This window comes from Chromatiales bacterium (assembly GCA_014762505.1).
GTDB lineage: Bacteria > Pseudomonadota > Gammaproteobacteria > SpSt-1174 > SpSt-1174 > SpSt-1174.
In genome coordinates this window covers 1-16,602 of record JABURS010000021.1, presented here as the reverse complement: position 1 = coordinate 16,602, position 16,602 = coordinate 1, and the positions used below count along the sequence as shown (strand labels likewise).

Annotated in this window: 17 protein-coding genes; 5 read left to right on the top strand and 12 right to left on the bottom strand. The window is 66.9% G+C overall.

The features are described 5' to 3' along the window. Positions 1–192: 192 nt before the first annotated feature. Both HUJ28_02150 and HUJ28_02145 read right to left on the bottom strand, forming a co-directional pair. Positions 193–687: a hypothetical protein gene (locus HUJ28_02150; protein MBD3618261.1), complete on the bottom strand. Its 495-nt coding sequence runs from the start codon at positions 685–687 to the stop codon at positions 193–195. 72 nt (positions 688–759) lie between these two features. Next, entirely contained in the window at positions 760–1,509 is a 750-nt protein-coding gene (locus HUJ28_02145; protein MBD3618260.1) for a 1-acyl-sn-glycerol-3-phosphate acyltransferase, read from the bottom strand. 41 nt (positions 1,510–1,550) lie between these two features. Between HUJ28_02145 and HUJ28_02140 the strand changes: the two genes are divergently transcribed. The 3 genes from HUJ28_02140 to HUJ28_02130 are packed head-to-tail and all read left to right on the top strand — an operon-like array spanning position 1,551 to position 4,950. After that, a complete protein-coding gene (locus tag HUJ28_02140) occupies positions 1,551–3,032 on the top strand; it encodes a hypothetical protein (GenBank protein ID MBD3618259.1) in 1,482 nt (493 codons plus the stop codon). After that, on the top strand, positions 3,029–3,772 hold the full coding sequence (locus HUJ28_02135; GenBank protein MBD3618258.1) for a hypothetical protein: 744 nt from the start codon (positions 3,029–3,031) through the stop codon (positions 3,770–3,772). Before HUJ28_02140 ends, HUJ28_02135 begins: the two co-directional genes overlap by 4 nt. Next, positions 3,769–4,950, top strand: coding sequence for an FAD-dependent oxidoreductase (locus HUJ28_02130; protein MBD3618257.1), 1,182 nt, complete (start codon positions 3,769–3,771; stop codon positions 4,948–4,950). Before HUJ28_02135 ends, HUJ28_02130 begins: the two co-directional genes overlap by 4 nt. Positions 4,951–4,955: 5 nt before the next feature. Here the strand turns inward: HUJ28_02130 and HUJ28_02125 are convergent, their stop codons facing one another. After that, entirely contained in the window at positions 4,956–5,180 is a 225-nt protein-coding gene (locus tag HUJ28_02125; GenBank protein ID MBD3618256.1) for a DUF2835 domain-containing protein, read from the bottom strand. An 85-nt stretch (positions 5,181–5,265) separates the two neighbouring features. Between HUJ28_02125 and HUJ28_02120 the strand changes: the two genes are divergently transcribed. Then, positions 5,266–6,054 carry a sulfite exporter TauE/SafE family protein gene (locus HUJ28_02120; protein MBD3618255.1) on the top strand — a complete coding sequence of 263 codons (789 nt, stop codon included), beginning with the start codon at positions 5,266–5,268 and terminating at the stop codon, positions 6,052–6,054. On the opposite strand, the gene HUJ28_02115 is transcribed toward HUJ28_02120, so the two are convergent. From HUJ28_02115 to HUJ28_02075, 9 genes are all read right to left on the bottom strand, one after another. Beyond that, complete coding sequence (locus HUJ28_02115; GenBank protein MBD3618254.1) at positions 6,035–7,321, bottom strand: MFS transporter; 1,287 nt, start codon at positions 7,319–7,321, stop codon at positions 6,035–6,037. The two genes, HUJ28_02120 and HUJ28_02115, sit on opposite strands and share 20 nt — an antisense overlap. Before the next feature lie 110 nt (positions 7,322–7,431). Further along, the gene (locus HUJ28_02110; protein ID MBD3618253.1) at positions 7,432–8,523 is read right to left on the bottom strand and encodes a carbohydrate porin; all 1,092 of its coding nucleotides are present in this window, start codon (positions 8,521–8,523) and stop codon (positions 7,432–7,434) included. 148 nt (positions 8,524–8,671) lie between these two features. Further along, complete coding sequence (locus tag HUJ28_02105) at positions 8,672–9,232, bottom strand: chalcone isomerase family protein (protein MBD3618252.1); 561 nt, start codon at positions 9,230–9,232, stop codon at positions 8,672–8,674. 38 nt (positions 9,233–9,270) lie between these two features. Continuing rightward, a complete protein-coding gene (locus tag HUJ28_02100) occupies positions 9,271–10,188 on the bottom strand; it encodes an AEC family transporter (GenBank protein ID MBD3618251.1) in 918 nt (305 codons plus the stop codon). A 105-nt stretch (positions 10,189–10,293) separates the two neighbouring features. Next, entirely contained in the window at positions 10,294–10,785 is a 492-nt protein-coding gene (gene folA / locus HUJ28_02095; protein MBD3618250.1) for a type 3 dihydrofolate reductase, read from the bottom strand. Next, positions 10,782–11,684 (bottom strand): hypothetical protein, encoded by a 903-nt coding sequence (locus tag HUJ28_02090; protein ID MBD3618249.1) that lies wholly within the window; start codon positions 11,682–11,684, stop codon positions 10,782–10,784. Before HUJ28_02090 ends, folA begins: the two co-directional genes overlap by 4 nt. Before the next feature lie 29 nt (positions 11,685–11,713). Beyond that, positions 11,714–12,508 carry a thymidylate synthase gene (locus tag HUJ28_02085; protein MBD3618248.1) on the bottom strand — a complete coding sequence of 265 codons (795 nt, stop codon included), beginning with the start codon at positions 12,506–12,508 and terminating at the stop codon, positions 11,714–11,716. Further along, complete coding sequence (locus HUJ28_02080; GenBank protein MBD3618247.1) at positions 12,505–13,332, bottom strand: prolipoprotein diacylglyceryl transferase; 828 nt, start codon at positions 13,330–13,332, stop codon at positions 12,505–12,507. Before HUJ28_02080 ends, HUJ28_02085 begins: the two co-directional genes overlap by 4 nt. Before the next feature lie 39 nt (positions 13,333–13,371). Continuing rightward, the gene (locus HUJ28_02075) at positions 13,372–14,571 is read right to left on the bottom strand and encodes a class I SAM-dependent rRNA methyltransferase (protein MBD3618246.1); all 1,200 of its coding nucleotides are present in this window, start codon (positions 14,569–14,571) and stop codon (positions 13,372–13,374) included. A gap of 135 nt (positions 14,572–14,706) precedes the next feature. Here HUJ28_02075 and HUJ28_02070 point away from each other — a divergent pair, with 135 nt between their 5' ends. Beyond that, complete coding sequence (locus HUJ28_02070; GenBank protein ID MBD3618245.1) at positions 14,707–16,596, top strand: thioredoxin domain-containing protein; 1,890 nt, start codon at positions 14,707–14,709, stop codon at positions 16,594–16,596. Positions 16,597–16,602 lie beyond the last annotated feature (6 nt).

Here is a 16,602-nt window from a genome sequence, read left to right as displayed (position 1 = left end):
TAGGCGTTAGGCGTTAGGCGTTAGGCGTTAGGCGTTAGGCGTTAGGCGTTAGGCGTTAGGCGAAAAAGTCTAAGCGCCACAGAGGGCACAGAGGCCACAGAGATAAACCGGAAAGCGTTCTTCCTCTGTGATCCCTGTGCCCTCTGTGGCTAAAACGCCTTCACATCACACACGCCACCCACGCCTAACACCTCACTCCATATTCAGTACCGGGCTGCTGGCCGTGGCGGGGTGCTCGGGCAGGGTGATGAAAGCGTGGTCGTTGCGTGCGTGGCAGATCATGCACTGCGCGCGCATGTGGTCGTAGGCCTTGTAGAACGCCCCCCATTCCTTCTTCTCCAGCGCCTCTTCGAGCTGCTCGAAGGCACCCTCATCCAGGAAGTCCTGCGCGGTGGCCGCTCGGCTCGGGCGTGTCAGCTGCAGGAGCTTGACCAGGGCCTCCATCTCCTCGACCTGGTACTCGGCGAATTCCCACTTGCCCTGCTTGCCGGCCCAGTACAGGTTCTGATAGCGCTCACCCATCTCGATCATGATGCGGGAGGCCGAGGGCGTGGCCCTGATCACGTTCTCCAGCTTCTCGGCATCGCTGCCGTCCTTGCGCCAGTCGGTCAGCGGCGCCTGGTCCGCCATGGCCGGGGCGCCGACAAACATCGCCAGTGCGGCGGCAATCAATCCCTTCTTCATCATGGTGTGCTCCTTGGATATCAAAACGGTTACTGATGGACAGCGAGTCTACGCAATCGTCGATTGCCGGGGCAATCAGTCCAGATGGCGTTTCTGCCACTGCAGGTAGAGGCCATGCACATGCTGCATATAGGCCTCGGGGCTCTTGAACTGCGCGGGGTCGAGCGCATCGTAGACATGGTAATTCGCCCGTGGGTTCCGGGTCGTGAGGAAATGCCACAGTTTCAGCAGCAAGTGCTCGCCCGGCCGCCACTCGAAGTCCTCCTGCGCCTCATAGTGCAGGAACACCGGGACGATCGGGATACCCGTCCGCAGGGAGATGTCGAACACCCCGTAGCGAAAGGTCTCGAAGATGCGGCGCCCCTTGCAGCCACCCTCCGGATAGATCACGACGTTGTGCCCGTGCGCCAGGGCCTCGACGATGGCATCGAAGGCCGCACGTCGCGACTCACGCTCCTCGCGCTGCACGAAGAGCGTGCCTGCCGCCATGGCGATGCGCCCGACGAACCACCAGTCACGCAGTTCCGCCTTGGCCAGCGAATAGACGGGAAAGAGCGCCGGGATGCCGATGTCCTCGAAGGCCGATGGATGGTTGGCGATGAGCAGGTACTGTGCGGGCAATGGCCGGATGTTGTGCTGATGCAGCCGTAGCTCCACGCCCAGGGCGCGCACGAAGCTCCGGCACCAGGCGTGGAAGAGGCGCGGATAGAAGCGCCTCGTGAGGGCGGTCGGGGCATGGCTCAGGGCATACAGCAGCGCGGTAAACAGGACGAAGTCGATGCCGTAGAACAGGCCGCGCAACCCTCTCCCGAGCAAATAAAACACGCGAAAGCTCCCTGTTTACCTTCACAATCGTCTATATCACTATGTGTAGACGATATTTTCCCGGGAGACAGCGCATCGTTCCGTCCGGCAACAGCAACGACGCGAGGCCAGATGAGCCGCATACGCTCGTCGTTGACCAGGGCACCCATGCCTCGCGCGCATTGATCTTCGACGCGCGCGGTGTCTGCCTGCATGAAAACCATCTTCCGGTCAGCCTTTCCCGTACCGACGGTCACATCGAACAGGATGCCGAGGCCCTGCTGGCCAGCGTGCAGCAGGTCATCGAGGTTGCGCTGAACCAGGGCCATGAAGACATCGGCCAGATGGCACTGGCCACCCAGCGTTCCACCGTGGTCGCCTGGGATGCCCGCGACGGGCGCCCCCTCGCCCCCGCCATCAGCTGGCAGGACCGGCGCAACGCCGACTGGCTCGCGGCGCACGCCCCGCCAGCCGACGAGCTGGCCCGCATCACCGGCCTTCGGGCCTCGCCGCATTACGGCGCCAGCAAGCTGCGCTGGTGGCTGGACCACGCCCCGCAGATCCGGGACGCGGCCGCGGGCGGCCACCTCTGCCTGGGGCCGCTGGCCGCCTTCCTCGTCGCCCGGCTGGTACCGGAAAGCCCACCGGCCGTGGACGTGACCAACGCCGCCCGCACCCTGCTGCTCGACATCGATCGGGGCGACTGGGACGACAGCCTGCTCGCCCACTTCGGCATCGAGCGCCAGTGGCTGCCACAGGTGCGACCGGTACGCGCCGACTACGGCCGGCTCGCCGGCACCGGCATCCCGCTCACGGCCGTCAGCGGCGACCAGACCGCCGCCCTGTTCGTCGATGGCCTGCCGCCGCAGGAGGCACTGCACGTGAACCTCGGCAGCGGGGCCTTCGTGCTCGCCGTCACCGGCCGCGACCGCCACCAGGTACCCGGCCTGCTCGCCGGCCTGGCCGATCATGGGCCCGAGGGGCCGCTGTACTATGCCGAGGGCACGGTCAACGGCGCGGGCAGCGCGCTGGACTGGCTGGCCAGGGAGGGCGACCAGCCGCTCCCGCCGGAACGCATCCGGCAGGCGCTGGCCGCCAGCGACCACGAACCGCCGCTCTTCCTCAACGGCGTCGGCGGTCTGGGCTCCCCCTGGTGGGGCACGACCCGGCCACGCTTCATCGAGGAGACACCCGCCAGTCCGGCCGCACGCATCACGGCCGTGGTGGAGAGCATCGCCTTTCTGGTCGTCGAGAACATCGAACGCCTGCGCGAGGCCGGACTGCGTGCCGCCCGCCTGGTGTTCACCGGCGGACTGAGCGGCCTCGACCGCCTCTGCCAGGACATCGTCGACCTCGCCGGCCTGCCCGGCGAACGCCTGGATCAACCCGAAGCCACCGCACGCGGCGCCGCCTGGCTGGCCGCCAAGGACCATGCATCATGGATACCCACGCCACGCACACCCTTCATGCCCCGACCGGCAACCGCCCTGCGGCGACGGCGGCAACGCTTTCGCCAGGCCCTGACGGCGAGCCTCGCGACATGATCGATCCCGCCCGACTGGTGGCCCACCGCGGCGTGATGCACGACCTGCCGGAGAACACCCTGCCGGCCTTCCGTGCGGCGCTCGATGCCGGTGTGCACTTCCTCGAGCTGGACGTGCAGTTCTCGGCCGACGGCGTACCCATGGTGATCCACGACGACCAGCTCGAGCGCATCACGGGCGTGAGCGGCAGCGTGCTCGACCGCAGCACCGACGAACTGGCCGCGCTGTCCGCCCACCTGCCCGCACAGCTGGGCGAACGCCATCGGGGCACGCCCATTCCCCGCCTGGCGGATGCCACCGCCCTGCTCAACCGCTACCCGGGCATCACCGTATTCGTCGAGATCAAGCGCCAGAGCCTGATGCGCTTTGGCGTGGAGGAATGCGTGGACGCCATCGAGCAGGTGATGCGCGCCGCCGACTTCGACTGGGTGCTGATCTCCTTCATCCAGGACGCACTGGAATATGCCCGCCGCCATTACCACCGCCCCATCGGCTGGGTGCTGCGCGAGTACAACCTCACGGCACGGCGCATCGCCGAGATCATGCGACCGGAATTCCTGTTCTGCGATGTCCGAAGCCTGCACCAGCCACTGGACAGGCTCTGGCCCGGCAGCTGGCAGTGGGTGATCTACGACATCGAGGACCCCCGGCAGGCCGCCGAACTGCTGGCACAGGGGGCCGACCTCATCGAATCGGGCGCCGCTCACCACCTGCTGGAGACACAGACCCGCAGCGCATGAGCGACGACCTGATCGTCATCGGCGGCGGCATCCATGGCGTGGCCACCGCACTCGCCGGCGTACGCCGCGGCCTGCGCGTGCGCCTGATCGAACAGTATCCCCGCCTCGCCCAGGGCACGTCCTCCCGCTCCAGCAAGCTCATCCACGGCGGCCTGCGTTATCTCGAACAGTGGCAATGGCGCCTGGTGCGCGAATCCCTGCTCGCCCGCCGCCGGCTCCTGCAGATCGCCCCCGAGCTGGTGACACTGGCGGACTTCCACATCCCTGTGTACGCCCATAGCCGGCGCAGCCCCCTCACCATCCGCAGCGGGCTCATGCTCTATGCCCTGCTCGGCGGCCTGCATGCCGAAAACCGCTACACCAGCCTGCCGGCCCGCGCCTGGGGCGATCTCGATGGCCTCGAGACACGCGGCCTCAGGGCCGTGTTCCGCTATCGCGACGGACGGACCGACGATGCCGCCCTGACCCGCGCCCTCATGTATGCCGCCTGTGAACGCGGCGCCGAACTGCAGCTGGGCGAGCGGGTCTGGAAGATCCGGCTGGTGGATGAGGGTGTCGAGGTCGAGACCAGCCAGGGCATCTATCCGGCCCGGGCGGCGGTGAATGCCACCGGCCCCTGGATCGAGCGCCTGCTCTCGCGGGTCGAACCGGCGCAGGCGATGCCCGGCGTCGAGCAGGTGGCGGGCACGCACATCGTGGTGCCCGGCCACCTGGAAAAGGGCATGTATTACGTGGAGGCGCCGCGGGACGGCCGCGCGGTGTTCGTCATGCCCTGGCAGGGCGAGGTGATGATCGGGACCACCGAACGCGTGTATACGGGCGACCCCGCGGCCATCACCCCCACCGAGACCGAGATCGACTACCTGTGTGAGACCGCCGCGCGCCACTTCGATCCCGCGCACGTCGATACCCGGCAGGTCACGGCCGCCTTCGCCGGCCTGCGGGTGCTGCCGCGGGCCGAGGGCCACCCCTTCGCCCGGCCGCGCGACACGCGCCTGCTCACCGACCGGACACGGCGCCCGCGCCTGGTGAGCATCCTCGGTGGCAAGCTCACGGTGCATGCGATCACGGCCGAGCGCGTGCTCGATCGCCTGGCGCCGTCGCTGCCCACGCGCCACATCTCCACCGGGGAACCACTGCTGATCCACCCGGCCCCGCCGGACTTCGCCGCCGGCTGACAGCGTCAGGTCACACGCTCGAGATTCAGCAGGCGGTGGTCGGCATCCACCGTCAGGCAGAAGCGGCCCTGCACGCCGTCACGCGTGACGAAGGGGCGCAGGTTCGCGGCCGGGATCTGCACCCGCCGGCCATCGGCTGCGCGCACCAGCACGCGGGTGGCGCTGCCGCGGTAGTAGCGCGCCATTTCCTGCGCGGGGATGTCCAGTGTGAAGTAGATGCGCTCGTGCATGCCGCAGGTATCCGAATGCCGCCGTCCGGCAACTACGACGGATGATACACTGCCACCGATTCCTCACGGAGCGGGAGCCCGCCGCATGCTCGAAGCCATCGCCCTGTATCTCGTGCTCGGTGCCGCCGTCGGCGTCATCGCCGGGTTGCTCGGCGTTGGTGGCGGGCTACTGATCGTCCCGGCACTGACCTGGCTGTTTCTCGACACCGGCCTGCTGCCGGAGGATACCGTGCAGTTCGCGGTCGGCACCTCGCTGGCCACCATCGTCTTCACCTCGCTCTCCTCCATCCGCGCGCATCACCGCCGCGGCGCGGTGCGCTGGGACATCGTCGCGCGCCTGGTGCCGGGCATCGTGCTCGGCACCCTCGCCGGCGCCCTGCTCGCCACGGTACTCGACTCGTCCACGTTGGCCATGGTCTTCGGGGTGTTCGAGATCGGCATCGCCATCTACATGGCGCTGGACGTGAAGCCGGTACCCGGCCGCGGCCTGCCGGCCACGGCCGGCATGACCTCGGCGGGCGGCGTGATCGGCGCCGTCTCGGCCCTGCTGGGGATCGGCGGGGGCACGCTCACGGTGCCGTTCCTGGTCTGGTGCAACGTGGTGATGCGCGACGCCGTGGCCACCGCCAGCGCCTGCGGGCTGCCGATTGCCGTGGCGGGCACGGCGGGCTTCATCATCTTCGGCCTGGGGGCCAGCGCGGCGGCGGGCGCCACCGGTTACGTCTACTGGCCGGCCGTGGCCGGCATCGTCGCGGCCAGTGTCTTCACGGCACCGCTGGGTGCGGCGCTGGCGCATCGCCTGCCGGCTCGCCAGCTGAAGCGGGTCTTCAGCGTGGTGCTGCTGCTGCTGGGGCTCAGGATGCTGCTGGCCTGACCATCGGCTCGTCCGCCGTCGGGCCATGGGCCTCTTCGTCGGTCTCCACGCGCGGGTCCATCTCCAGCACGGCCTGCGAGGTACGCGCCATGGGCACGTAATCGGCCTGTTCCTCCACAGTGGCGGCCGGTTCGCGCACCGTCATGCGATGCACACCGTAGAGGGCGGCCAGCAGGAAGACCACCGCCGCGTAGACCAACACAACCTGGTAACCCAGCCAGCCCATCAGGAAGCCCGCCATCACCGGCCCCACCGAGGCGCCGATGCCGTGCAGCAGCAGCAGGCCCTTGGTGGCCTCGAGGATCTCGCCGGCATCCACCTGGTCGTTCACGTGCGCCACGCTCAGGCCGTAGACGGTGAAGGCGAAGCCGCCGTAGACGAAGGCGGCCAGGAACAGCAGCCACATGGAGATACCCAGGGCCCCCAGCATGGCCATGGCGAGCAGGGCCGAGGCCAGGCAGACGCCGATCAGGACCTTGCGCCGGTCGTGGTTGTCCGAGAGGTGGCCGATGGGCCACTGCAACAGGGCGCCGCCGAAGATGATCGCACTCATGAAGGCGGCGATGCCGGCCTCCGATAGTCCCGCGCGGTGGGCAAACAGCGGGCCCACGCCCCAGAAGGCGCCCGTGGTGATACCGGCGGTGAGCGCGCCGGCCACGCCCAGCGGCGATCGGTGCATGAGCAGCTTGAGGCTGAGCTTCGGCGCCTCCACCGGCGCCGGCTCGCGCACCCGGGTCATGGCGATGGGCACCAGGGAGAGCGACAGCAGCACGGAGACCACACCGAAGTTGATGAAGGTGGTCACGTCACCCAGCAGGATGAGGAACTGCCCCAGCCCCAGCGCCACCAGCGTCACCATCATGTAGATGGCGAAGATGCGGCCGCGCGTCTCGCTGTTGGACAGCGTGTTCAGCCAGCTCTCGATCACCATGTACAGCCCCAGCAGACAGGCGCCGGTGATGAGACGCAGCACACCCCAGATATACGGGTCCACCACCATGGCATGCACGATGGCCGTGGTGGAGGCGATGGAGGCCATGGCGGCAAAGGCGCGCACGTGTCCCACGCGGCGGATCACCGCCGGGCAGACATAGGCGCCCACTGAAAAGCCGACGAAGTAGGCGGCCATGACGATACCCGTCACGCCGTCCGAGAACTGTTCCACCCCCGCACGTACCGCGAGCATGGTGCCCATGAGGCCCATGCCGGTGAGGAGGATGGCGATCCCCGCCAGCAGCGAGGAGATGGATGACACCGTGCTCAGCATGAAATACGTCCAACCCCGAAATACCTGCCCGCCCCTGCGGGCAGCAACCCCATCAAGCGCGAAAGGCGTCGGGGGCCCGGGCCCCCGACGCCTTCACGCGTCACGTCTAATCAGAAATAGTAACCGACGTGTATGTTAAACCGATTTTCCGTCTGACTCCCGGTGGCATCCATGGTTCCCCCGACGAACGGTTGATTCTGTGCGATGACGTAGTCGATATAGGCATAGAGGCCGCCTGCGGTCACTGCCACGCCGGTCACGTTCATCCGGGTATCGTCGAGGTTGGCCGACTTGTCGGTGACGAGGCTGTAGTCGTTGTAGAAGGTGAGATTGGTCACCGGCCCCAGGCTCACCGGCAGGCTGTAGGCCAGGTTGGCGGTGTAGGTGGTGGCCTCGGCGGCGATGGTGTCGTAGAAGGCATAAGCCGCGACGGCGATGCGTTCGTACCCGGCATCCAGGTCGTACTCGTAGGTCGTCGCCTGCAGCTGCAGGTTCCAGCGTCCGTAGTCGCCGACCAGGTGCACGGCCGCGGCCTGGTAATCGCCGGCATCCTCGAGCCCATCATGCAGCCCACCATGCAGGCCCGACACACCCAGCTCGGTGCGCGCCGCATCGCTGTGGCTCATGGCATAGGCCACACGCCCGACTAAGGTGTTCACCTCGCCCAGGGGATTGGCCGGCGTCGCGAAACTGCCCTCGGCCGGCGTCCGCCCGCCCACGATGTCGTAGGCATAGCGATCGGCCATGTCATCCACATAGCCGTCCACGCCGCCCAGCTCGTCGTTCTTGAAGAAGGCGAGCTGCACGTCCCAGGGACCGTTGTCATAGAGGGCCTTGATACCGGCGTCGTAGTCGTCCTCCAGCCCCAGATAGAAATTGCTGGAGAAGAAATAGCTGTGCGAGTTATAGGGCAGCACACCGAAGGGCAGCTTGGTCACGCCGGCCTGGCCCTGCCAGTGCTCGTCGAAGTCGTAGCCGACCCAGACATGATGGATCACGTTCATGTACTGGTAGTAGCGCCACTCGGCAGAGAGGATCACGTCGCCGAGGCTGCCGTCGAGGTTCAGGCGGAAGGTGTCGAAGTCGATGTCCCCGCCCCGGTCCTTGTTGCCGTCGTTGTACGGCTCATAGGCATACTGGAAGCGCACGGCGCCGCCGAACCCGATGCCGTCTTCCTCGGCGCCGGCTGCGGGCACAGCCATCGCCATGACAACGGCCGCCGTCAACACACTCGGATATCGCATACTCCCTCCACTGGCAGGACAACCGGGCGACGCCGACGGCGATGGAACGTGCGTGGCACCGTATTGAAGGTAGTCGCCGAAGCCTTGCGCTTCAACTCGTCGACGCTCAGTCTCCGCCGAGCAGACCACGTTTCAACCCGCCATCCGCCGGCTTCTCCCCCAGCCACACGCCGAGCAGGGCACGATTGAAATCCGCCCCCTCGATCATCCCGGCCGGCTCGCCGTTGCGGATCACCGCCGTACCCTGGCCGGGGCGATAGACGAGATCGATCACATCATCGGCCACGGCGTCCACGAACAGTGCATTGAACCGGGCCAGGCGCTCCTCCAGGGCCCGGTAGTCGGAGGCATTCAGATTATTGCGAAAGCCCTCGTCCCAGGCGGCAGTGATCTTCGTCTTTTCCACTTCCTGATAGAGAAAATGCATGCGCAACGCGCGCGGCTCATCGGCCGCGAGGATGGCGGAGACCGCCTGCCGCCGCTCGGGCAGATACAGTCCGGCGGCATAGATCTGGATGAAGAACTTCTTGCGCACGCCCGCGCCGTTGAGCACCAGCGACTGCCCGTCGTCCAGCCGCAGCTGGTCCGGCAGCTCGACGCCGCCCACCTCGACGGCCTGCACGGCACCGGCACAGAACGCCAGCACGAAACCCAGTAGCCATTTCATATCGACTCCTCCTCTTAACCGGGACCTGTCAACAGGCCCTAGGACAGCCACCCATACCACAGCGGCAGGGTGATGAGGCTCAGCGCCGTGGTCACGGTCACGGCCGCCGCATAAAGCGATGTATCCAGCCCATAGCGATCACAGAACACGATACCGAGCACCATGCTCGGCATTGCCGCCTCCAGCACCACGCCGATCAGCATGGTGCCGGTGAGTCCCAGCGAGGACCCCAGCCCCCACACCAGCAGGGGGGCGAGCAGCAGCTGGATGACGATGACGGGAACCAGCGGCGGGATGTAGCGCAGCCGCCAGGTATCCAGGCGCAGGCTCAGGCCGAGCGAGAAGAGCATGAGCGGCACCACGCCGGCCGCCAGCATCTCCAGCCAGCCGACCAGCCAGGCATTCACCGGCACGCCCGTGAGATTCAAGACCACGGCCAGCAGCGCCGCCCACAGGGGCGGCACCTTGAAGAGTTCCAGCCAGGGTTTCGCACGCGGTGCCTCGTTGGAGCCAAAGCGCTGCGCCACCAGCACGCCGACGGTCAGCAACAGCGGCGTGCAGGCGAAGAGGTCGTACTGGATCGCGATGCTGCGCCCGGTCTCGCCGAAGAGGTTCTCCAGCACCGGCAGGCCGAGGTAGGTCGCATTGGGAAAGGCCGCCGCCAGCACCATGGCACCGATCACCGCCGGACCGTGCTTGCAGACGCGGCAGAATCCCCAGGTGAGCAGCAGCCCCAGGGCCACGCCCGCCGTGGCCAGGAGAGAGATCTTGATCGAACTCAGACCCAGCGGCGCGCGCCACAGCACCACCAGCACCAGGGCCGGCAGCAACAGGTAATACACCACCGTGGTGAGCACCCGCCGCGTCGCGTCGGCATCCAGCCCGCCCGGGCGGATGGAGCGCCAGAGTATGCCGCAGACAATCAGCGCCGCCATCTGCGTGATCACGCCAACCATGATGCCCCTCCCCTGGATCGAGGCACCCATTCTGCATCATAAAAAAGCCCCGCGACAGCGGGGCGTTTCGGCAAGCAGTGCAGGCGGCCGGGACCGGCCACCCGGTCAGGAAGGCCTTCTCGCCAGCGAGACGAAGGTATACGGATGGCCGTTCTTCTCGTCCGCCTCGTGCTCCTCGCGCGTCACCTCTTCCCATTCCTGCATGCTGTATTCCGGAAAGTAGGTATCGCCATCGCAGCGGGCATCGATGATGGTGAGCTCCAGGCGATCGGCGCGCGGCAGGAACTGGTCGAAGAGCTTCTGTCCGCCGATCACCATCACCTCGTCGGCATCGCCGGCAGCATCGAGCGCGGCATCGAGGTCGTGGACCACGGTGCAGCCTTCGATCTGCAGGCCCCGGTCGCGGGTGACGACGATATTGAGCCTCCCGGGCAACGGACGGCCGATGGACTCATGGGTGCTGCGCCCCATGATCACGGGCTTGCCCAGGGTGAGCCGCTTGAAGTGCTGCAGATCGGCCGGCAGGTGCCAGGGCATCTGGTTGTCCTTGCCGATGACGCGGTCACGCGCCATGGCTGCGATGAGGATGATCTTCATTCGTCTCCGGCTTCCGTCGTTTTAGTCATGTCAGATGCAAGCATCGCCCGTTCGCCCCGCCTCAGTGCCTCTTCATCGAATCCCGCCTTGCGGGCCTCGCTGAAGAACTGTCGCCAATCAGACATCGCACCGGAGGCATAGGCGGTTTCGAGCTGTTGCAGCCATCTCGGCGATTCCCGTATATCGAACAGCGCCGGCTCACCGATCGCCAGCACGACCGGGGGTCTCGCCTGCCCGACTTCAGTCACATACGTGAGCCGCAGGATACGTTCCTGATCCTCGACCCCATACCAGGCATGCTGCCAGACGTTACGCTTCACGAACCCGAGTGTCGACACGGCAGGCTGTGCACCCTGCCCCCGGTACGCGACATCCACCGCGCCCGGAAGCATCATCAGCTTGTACAGAATCCCCGCCAGCTTCTCCCCATCGCGCACCTTCTCCTGCGGACTACAGGCGATATCATCCGGTGCATGCATGAACCCCGAGACAAACCAGTCGAAGGGCCGCGCATCGGGTCGCACTGGCAACACCTCTTCACCCTCCAGGCGCGGATTCGCCATCGTCGACCAGACCTGCGAGAGCCGCTCCTTCCTGCTGACCAGCACGACCACGATGTCATCCTCGATGACCTTCAGGTGGACCTGGTCATACCCGGCCACGAGGACCGGCACCTCGACACCACGCAGTCGCAGCATCCATACCGGTTTCTCCAGGGGCTGCAGCTCGGGCCTTTGCGCGGCAAGCACATGGGCCTTGGGATGGCCATTCAGCTTGTCGCGCACCCGCTCACAGCCCAGTTCCTGCAGCATCTCCAACGGCCCTGCCTGCGCCACTGCCAGACTCAATGACAGCAGGCACAGGGCCATCGCACCGGTCCATCGCGCGTACAGATGCATCCTGCAATCTCCCTGGTGGGTATCCCGGTCTACACCGCCACCGGCGCCTTGATGTGGGGGTGATGTTCGTAGCCCACCAGCTCGAAGTCCTCGAAGACGAAATCGAAAATGGACGTCACCTCGGGATTGATCTTCATCTGCGGCAGTGGCAGTGGCTGGCGCGAGAGCTGTTCGTCGGCCTGCTCGAGGTGATTCAGGTAGAGGTGGGCATCGCCCAGGGTATGGATGAACTCGCCGGGCTTCAGCCCCGCGACCTGCGCCATCATCTGGGTGAGCAGGGCGTAGGAGGCGATGTTGAAGGGCACGCCGAGGAAGATGTCGGCGCTGCGCTGATAGAGCTGGCAGGAGAGCCGGCCCTCGGCGACGTAGAACTGGAAGAAGGCATGACAGGGCGGCAGGGCCATGTTGTCGATCTCGCCGACGTTCCAGGCCGAGACGATGATGCGACGCGAGTCCGGGTTGCGCTTCAGCTGGTCGACGACCTGCGCGATCTGGTCGATGTGACGGCCGTCCGGCGTGGGCCAGGAGCGCCACTGGTAGCCGTACACCGGGCCGAGGTTGCCGTCTTCATCGGCCCACTCGTCCCAGATGGAGACGCCGTTGTCCTTGAGGTAACGGATGTTCGTGTCACCCTTCAGGAACCACAGCAGCTCGTGGATGATGGAACGCAGGTGCAGTTTCTTGGTGGTGACGACGGGAAAGCCGTCGTTCAGGTCGAACCGCATCTGGTAGCCGAACACGGAGAGCGTACCGGTCCCCGTGCGGTCTTCCTTCTTCACGCCGTGCTCGCGCACGTGGCGCATGAGGTCGAGATACTGCTTCATGATTTCGCTTCTTTCAGGTCGTCATTGCGCGCCTTGCGCCAGGCCCACACCATCAGCCCGAGGCCGAACAGGATCATGGGCAGGCTCAGGAGCTGGCCCATGGTCATCCAGTCGAAGGCGAGAAAGTACATGCTGCCGTCCGGATTGCGGTCGGGCTCGCGGGCAAACTCCACGATGAAGCGGAAGGCCCCGTAGGCGACCAGGAACAGCCCCGCCACCGAGCCCGCCGGCCGCGGCCGGCTGGAGAACAGCCACAGCAGCAGGAACAGGGCCACGCCCTCCAGCGCCGCCTGGTAGAGCTGCGAGGGGTGACGCGCCAGGCTGTCCACGTGCGGAAAGACCATGGCCCAGAAGGCCTCGGGATCGGTAGGGCGGCCCCAGAGCTCGCCGTTGATGAAGTTGCCGATGCGCCCGGCGCCCAGGCCGATGGGGATGAGCGGGGCGACGAAATCGGCGAAGCGCCAGAAGCCGACGTCGTGCCGCCGGCCATACCACCACATGGCGACGATCACGCCGAGCAGACCGCCGTGGAAGCTCATGCCGCCCTGGTGGATATAGAAGAAGGTCCAGGGGGCGCTGAGGAATTCCGCGGTGTTGTAGAACAGCATCGACCCCAGCCGCCCGCCGAGGATCACGCCGAGCACGCCGTAGAACAGCATGTCGGCGATCTGTTCGGGCCGGAAGGGGCTGTCCGCCCGCTTCGCGCGCTTCACGCCCAGGGCCCAGAAGGCGCCGAAGCCCACCAGGTACATCAGGCCATACCAGCGCACCGCCAGCGGGCCGAGCTCGAAGATGATCGGGTCGATATCGGGATAGGTCATCATGGCGCGGTCATCGTATCACGGGGCACCGGCAGGTACAGATCAGGCATGGACCGCCCGGCCGTACACCACCTTCAGGTACTCGGTCTCGGGGATGGCGGGGCTCATCGGATGGTCGGCGGACTGGTAGCCATGCGCCAGTACCTGCAGGCCCCGGTCGACATGGCGGGCGGCGCCGTGCATCTGCTGCACCAGCACCTCGCGCGGCAGGTGGTGCGAGCAGGAGCAGCTGATGAGAAAGCCGTCACGCGACAGCACCTGCAGGGCCATCTGGTTGATGCGCCGGTAGGCCTCCACGCCCGACTTGAAGTCCTTCTTGCGCTTGATGAAGGCCGGCGGATCGACGATCACCACGTCAAAGTGCTCGCGCTCCTCGCGCAGGGCGCGCAGGGCCTCGAAGGCGTCCCCCTCCATCAAGCCCACGCGCTCGGCAATGCCGTTGTCACGCGCATTGCGCTCGACGTAATCCAGCGCCGTGGCCGAGTTGTCGACGCACACGGCCGAGTCGGCCCCCGCGCGCACGGCCTGGATGCCCCAGCCGCCGACGTAGCTGAACACGTCCAGTACGCGCGCACCCTGCACGTAACGCGCGAGCTGGGCGCGGTTGTCGCGCTGGTCGTAATACCAGCCCGTCTTCTGCCCCCCGGCCAGCGGCGCGCTGAGCTGCGCCCCGTATTCCGGCACCGTGATCTCGTCCGGCACCTCGCCCAGCCCCGCGCGCACGTAGAGCTCCAGGCCCTCGAGCTTGCGTATCGCCCCGTCGTTGCGCAGCAGCACGGCGCGCGGCTTGAGCACCTTGTCCAGCGCGGCCAGCACGTCGTCCAGACGCGCCTCCATGCCGGCCGTGGTGATCTGCACGGCATAGACGTCATCGAAGCGGTCGACCACCAGCCCCGGCAGGCCGTCGCCCTCGCCGTAGACCAGCCGGTAGAAGGGCTCGGCATAGAGGCGCTCGCGCAGCGACAGGGCCACCTTGAGGCGGTGCACGATATAGGAGCCGTCGAAGGGATGCCTGGCATCGCGGCTCACCAGCCGCGCGCAGATCAGCGAGTTCGGGTTGGCGTAGCCGGTGCCGAGGGCGCGCCCGCGCGCATCCTGGATCTCCACCGGCTGGCCCGGGGCCAGGGCGGTGAGCGGCGTCACGGCCACGTCCACCTCGTTGCTGAACACCCACAGGTGCCCGGCGCGCAGGCGGCGCTCCTCGTTCTTCTTCAGACGCAGCGGCGCGTACTCGAGGCTCATGCGGGTCTCCAGGCAGATCGGTCGGGCGCATAGCATAACCCATCGGGCGGCTTAGCCCGCACCCGGGCTGCGGGAAAAAGACAAGCCGGCGGCGGGTTGGCTATAGTCGGCGCAACACGCATCGAGGGAGTCCGCATGACCCACCGCAACCGCCTGGCCGACGAGACCAGCCCCTACCTGCAGCAACACGCCGACAACCCGGTGGACTGGTATCCCTGGGGCGAGGAGGCGCTGGAGAAGGCGCGGCGCGAGGACAGGCCCATCCTGCTGTCCATCGGCTACTCGGCCTGCCACTGGTGCCACGTCATGGCCCACGAGTCCTTCGAGGACGAGGTCACGGCGGCGCTCATGAACCGGCTGTTCGTCAACATCAAGGTCGACCGCGAGGAACGCCCCGACCTCGACAAGCTCTACCAGGTGGCCCACTCCCTGCTCACCCAGCGCGCCGGCGGCTGGCCGCTGACCATGTTCCTCACGCCGGGCGACCAGCTGCCCTTCTTCGGCGGCACCTATTTCCCGAAGGAGCCGCGTTACGGCCTGCCGAGCTTCAGGGAGATCCTCGAGCGCGTGGACGAATTCCACGCGGAGAAACTCGACGAGATCCGTACCCAGAACGACTCGATGCGCGAGGTCCTCGGGCGCATCTACGCGAGCAAACCGGCCGGGGATCGACTGAATTCGGCCGCCTTCGACCTGGCCCGTGCCGAAATCGGCAAGAGTTTCGATGCAAGCCACGGTGGCTTCGGCACCGCACCGAAATTCCCCCACCCCACCATGCTCGAACGGCTGCTGCGTCACTGGGCCGGCACCAGGCTCGCCGGCAACGAGGACCGCCAGGCCCTCGACATGCTGCGCTTCACCCTCACGCGCATGGCCCAGGGTGGCGTCTACGACCAGCTCGGCGGCGGTTTCTGCCGCTATTCGGTCGACGACTACTGGATGATCCCGCACTTCGAGAAGATGCTGTACGACAACGGCCCGCTGCTCGCCCTCTACAGCGAGGCGTATGCCGCCACCGGCGAAACGCTGTTCGCGCGCACCGCGCGCAGCACCGCCGAATGGGTGATGCGCGAGATGCAGTCGCCCGAGGGCGGCTACTACTCCACCCTCGATGCCGACTCCGAGGGACACGAGGGCAGGTTCTACGTCTGGACGCCGGCGGCGGTGAAGGCCCTGGTCGACGAGGCCGACTGGCCCATCGTCGCCGCCCACTGGGGCCTCGACCGTGCGCCCAACTTCGAGGGCCAGTGGCATCTGCACGTCTACGAGGACACCGCCGACCTCGCAAGGCGCCTGTCGATAGCGCAGGACGAGGTGGAGGCCGCCATCGAACGGGCCCGCAAGGCATTATTCGAGGAGCGCGAACGGCGCATCCGCCCGGGCCGCGACGAGAAGATCCTCACCAGCTGGAACGGACTCATGATCAAGGGCATGGCCGCCGCCGCGCGCCATCTCGACGAGCCGGCCTGGGCCGACTCCGCCGTGCGCGCGCTCGAATTCATCCGCGGCACGCTCTGGCAGGACGGCCGCCTGCTCGCCACCTGCAAGAACGGCAAGGCGCACCTCGCCGCCTACCTCGACGACTACGCCTTCCTGCTCGACGGCATCCTCGAGCTGCTGCAGACCCGCTGGGACAGCGACCACCTCGCCTTCGCGCAACAACTCGCCGAGGTGCTGCTCGCCCATTACGAGGACCGCGAACACGGCGGCTTCTGGTTCACCGCCGACGACCACGAGACGCTGATCCAGCGCCCCAAGACGCTGGCCGACGAGGCCACCCCTGCCGGCAACGGCGTCGCCGCCCAGGCACTCGGCCGCCTCGGCCATCTCCTCGGCGAAACGCGCTACCTCGATGCCGCCGAACGCACGCTCAAGCAGGCCGCCGAAGGCATCAACCAGGCGCCCGCGGCCCACGCCGCCCTGCTCGCCGCCTTCGAGGAACAGCTGTATTTCCCGCAGGTGATCATCCTGCGCGGCACGGGCGCCGCCCTGGCCGACTGGCACCAGGAGGCCTGTCCCTTATAAACATCT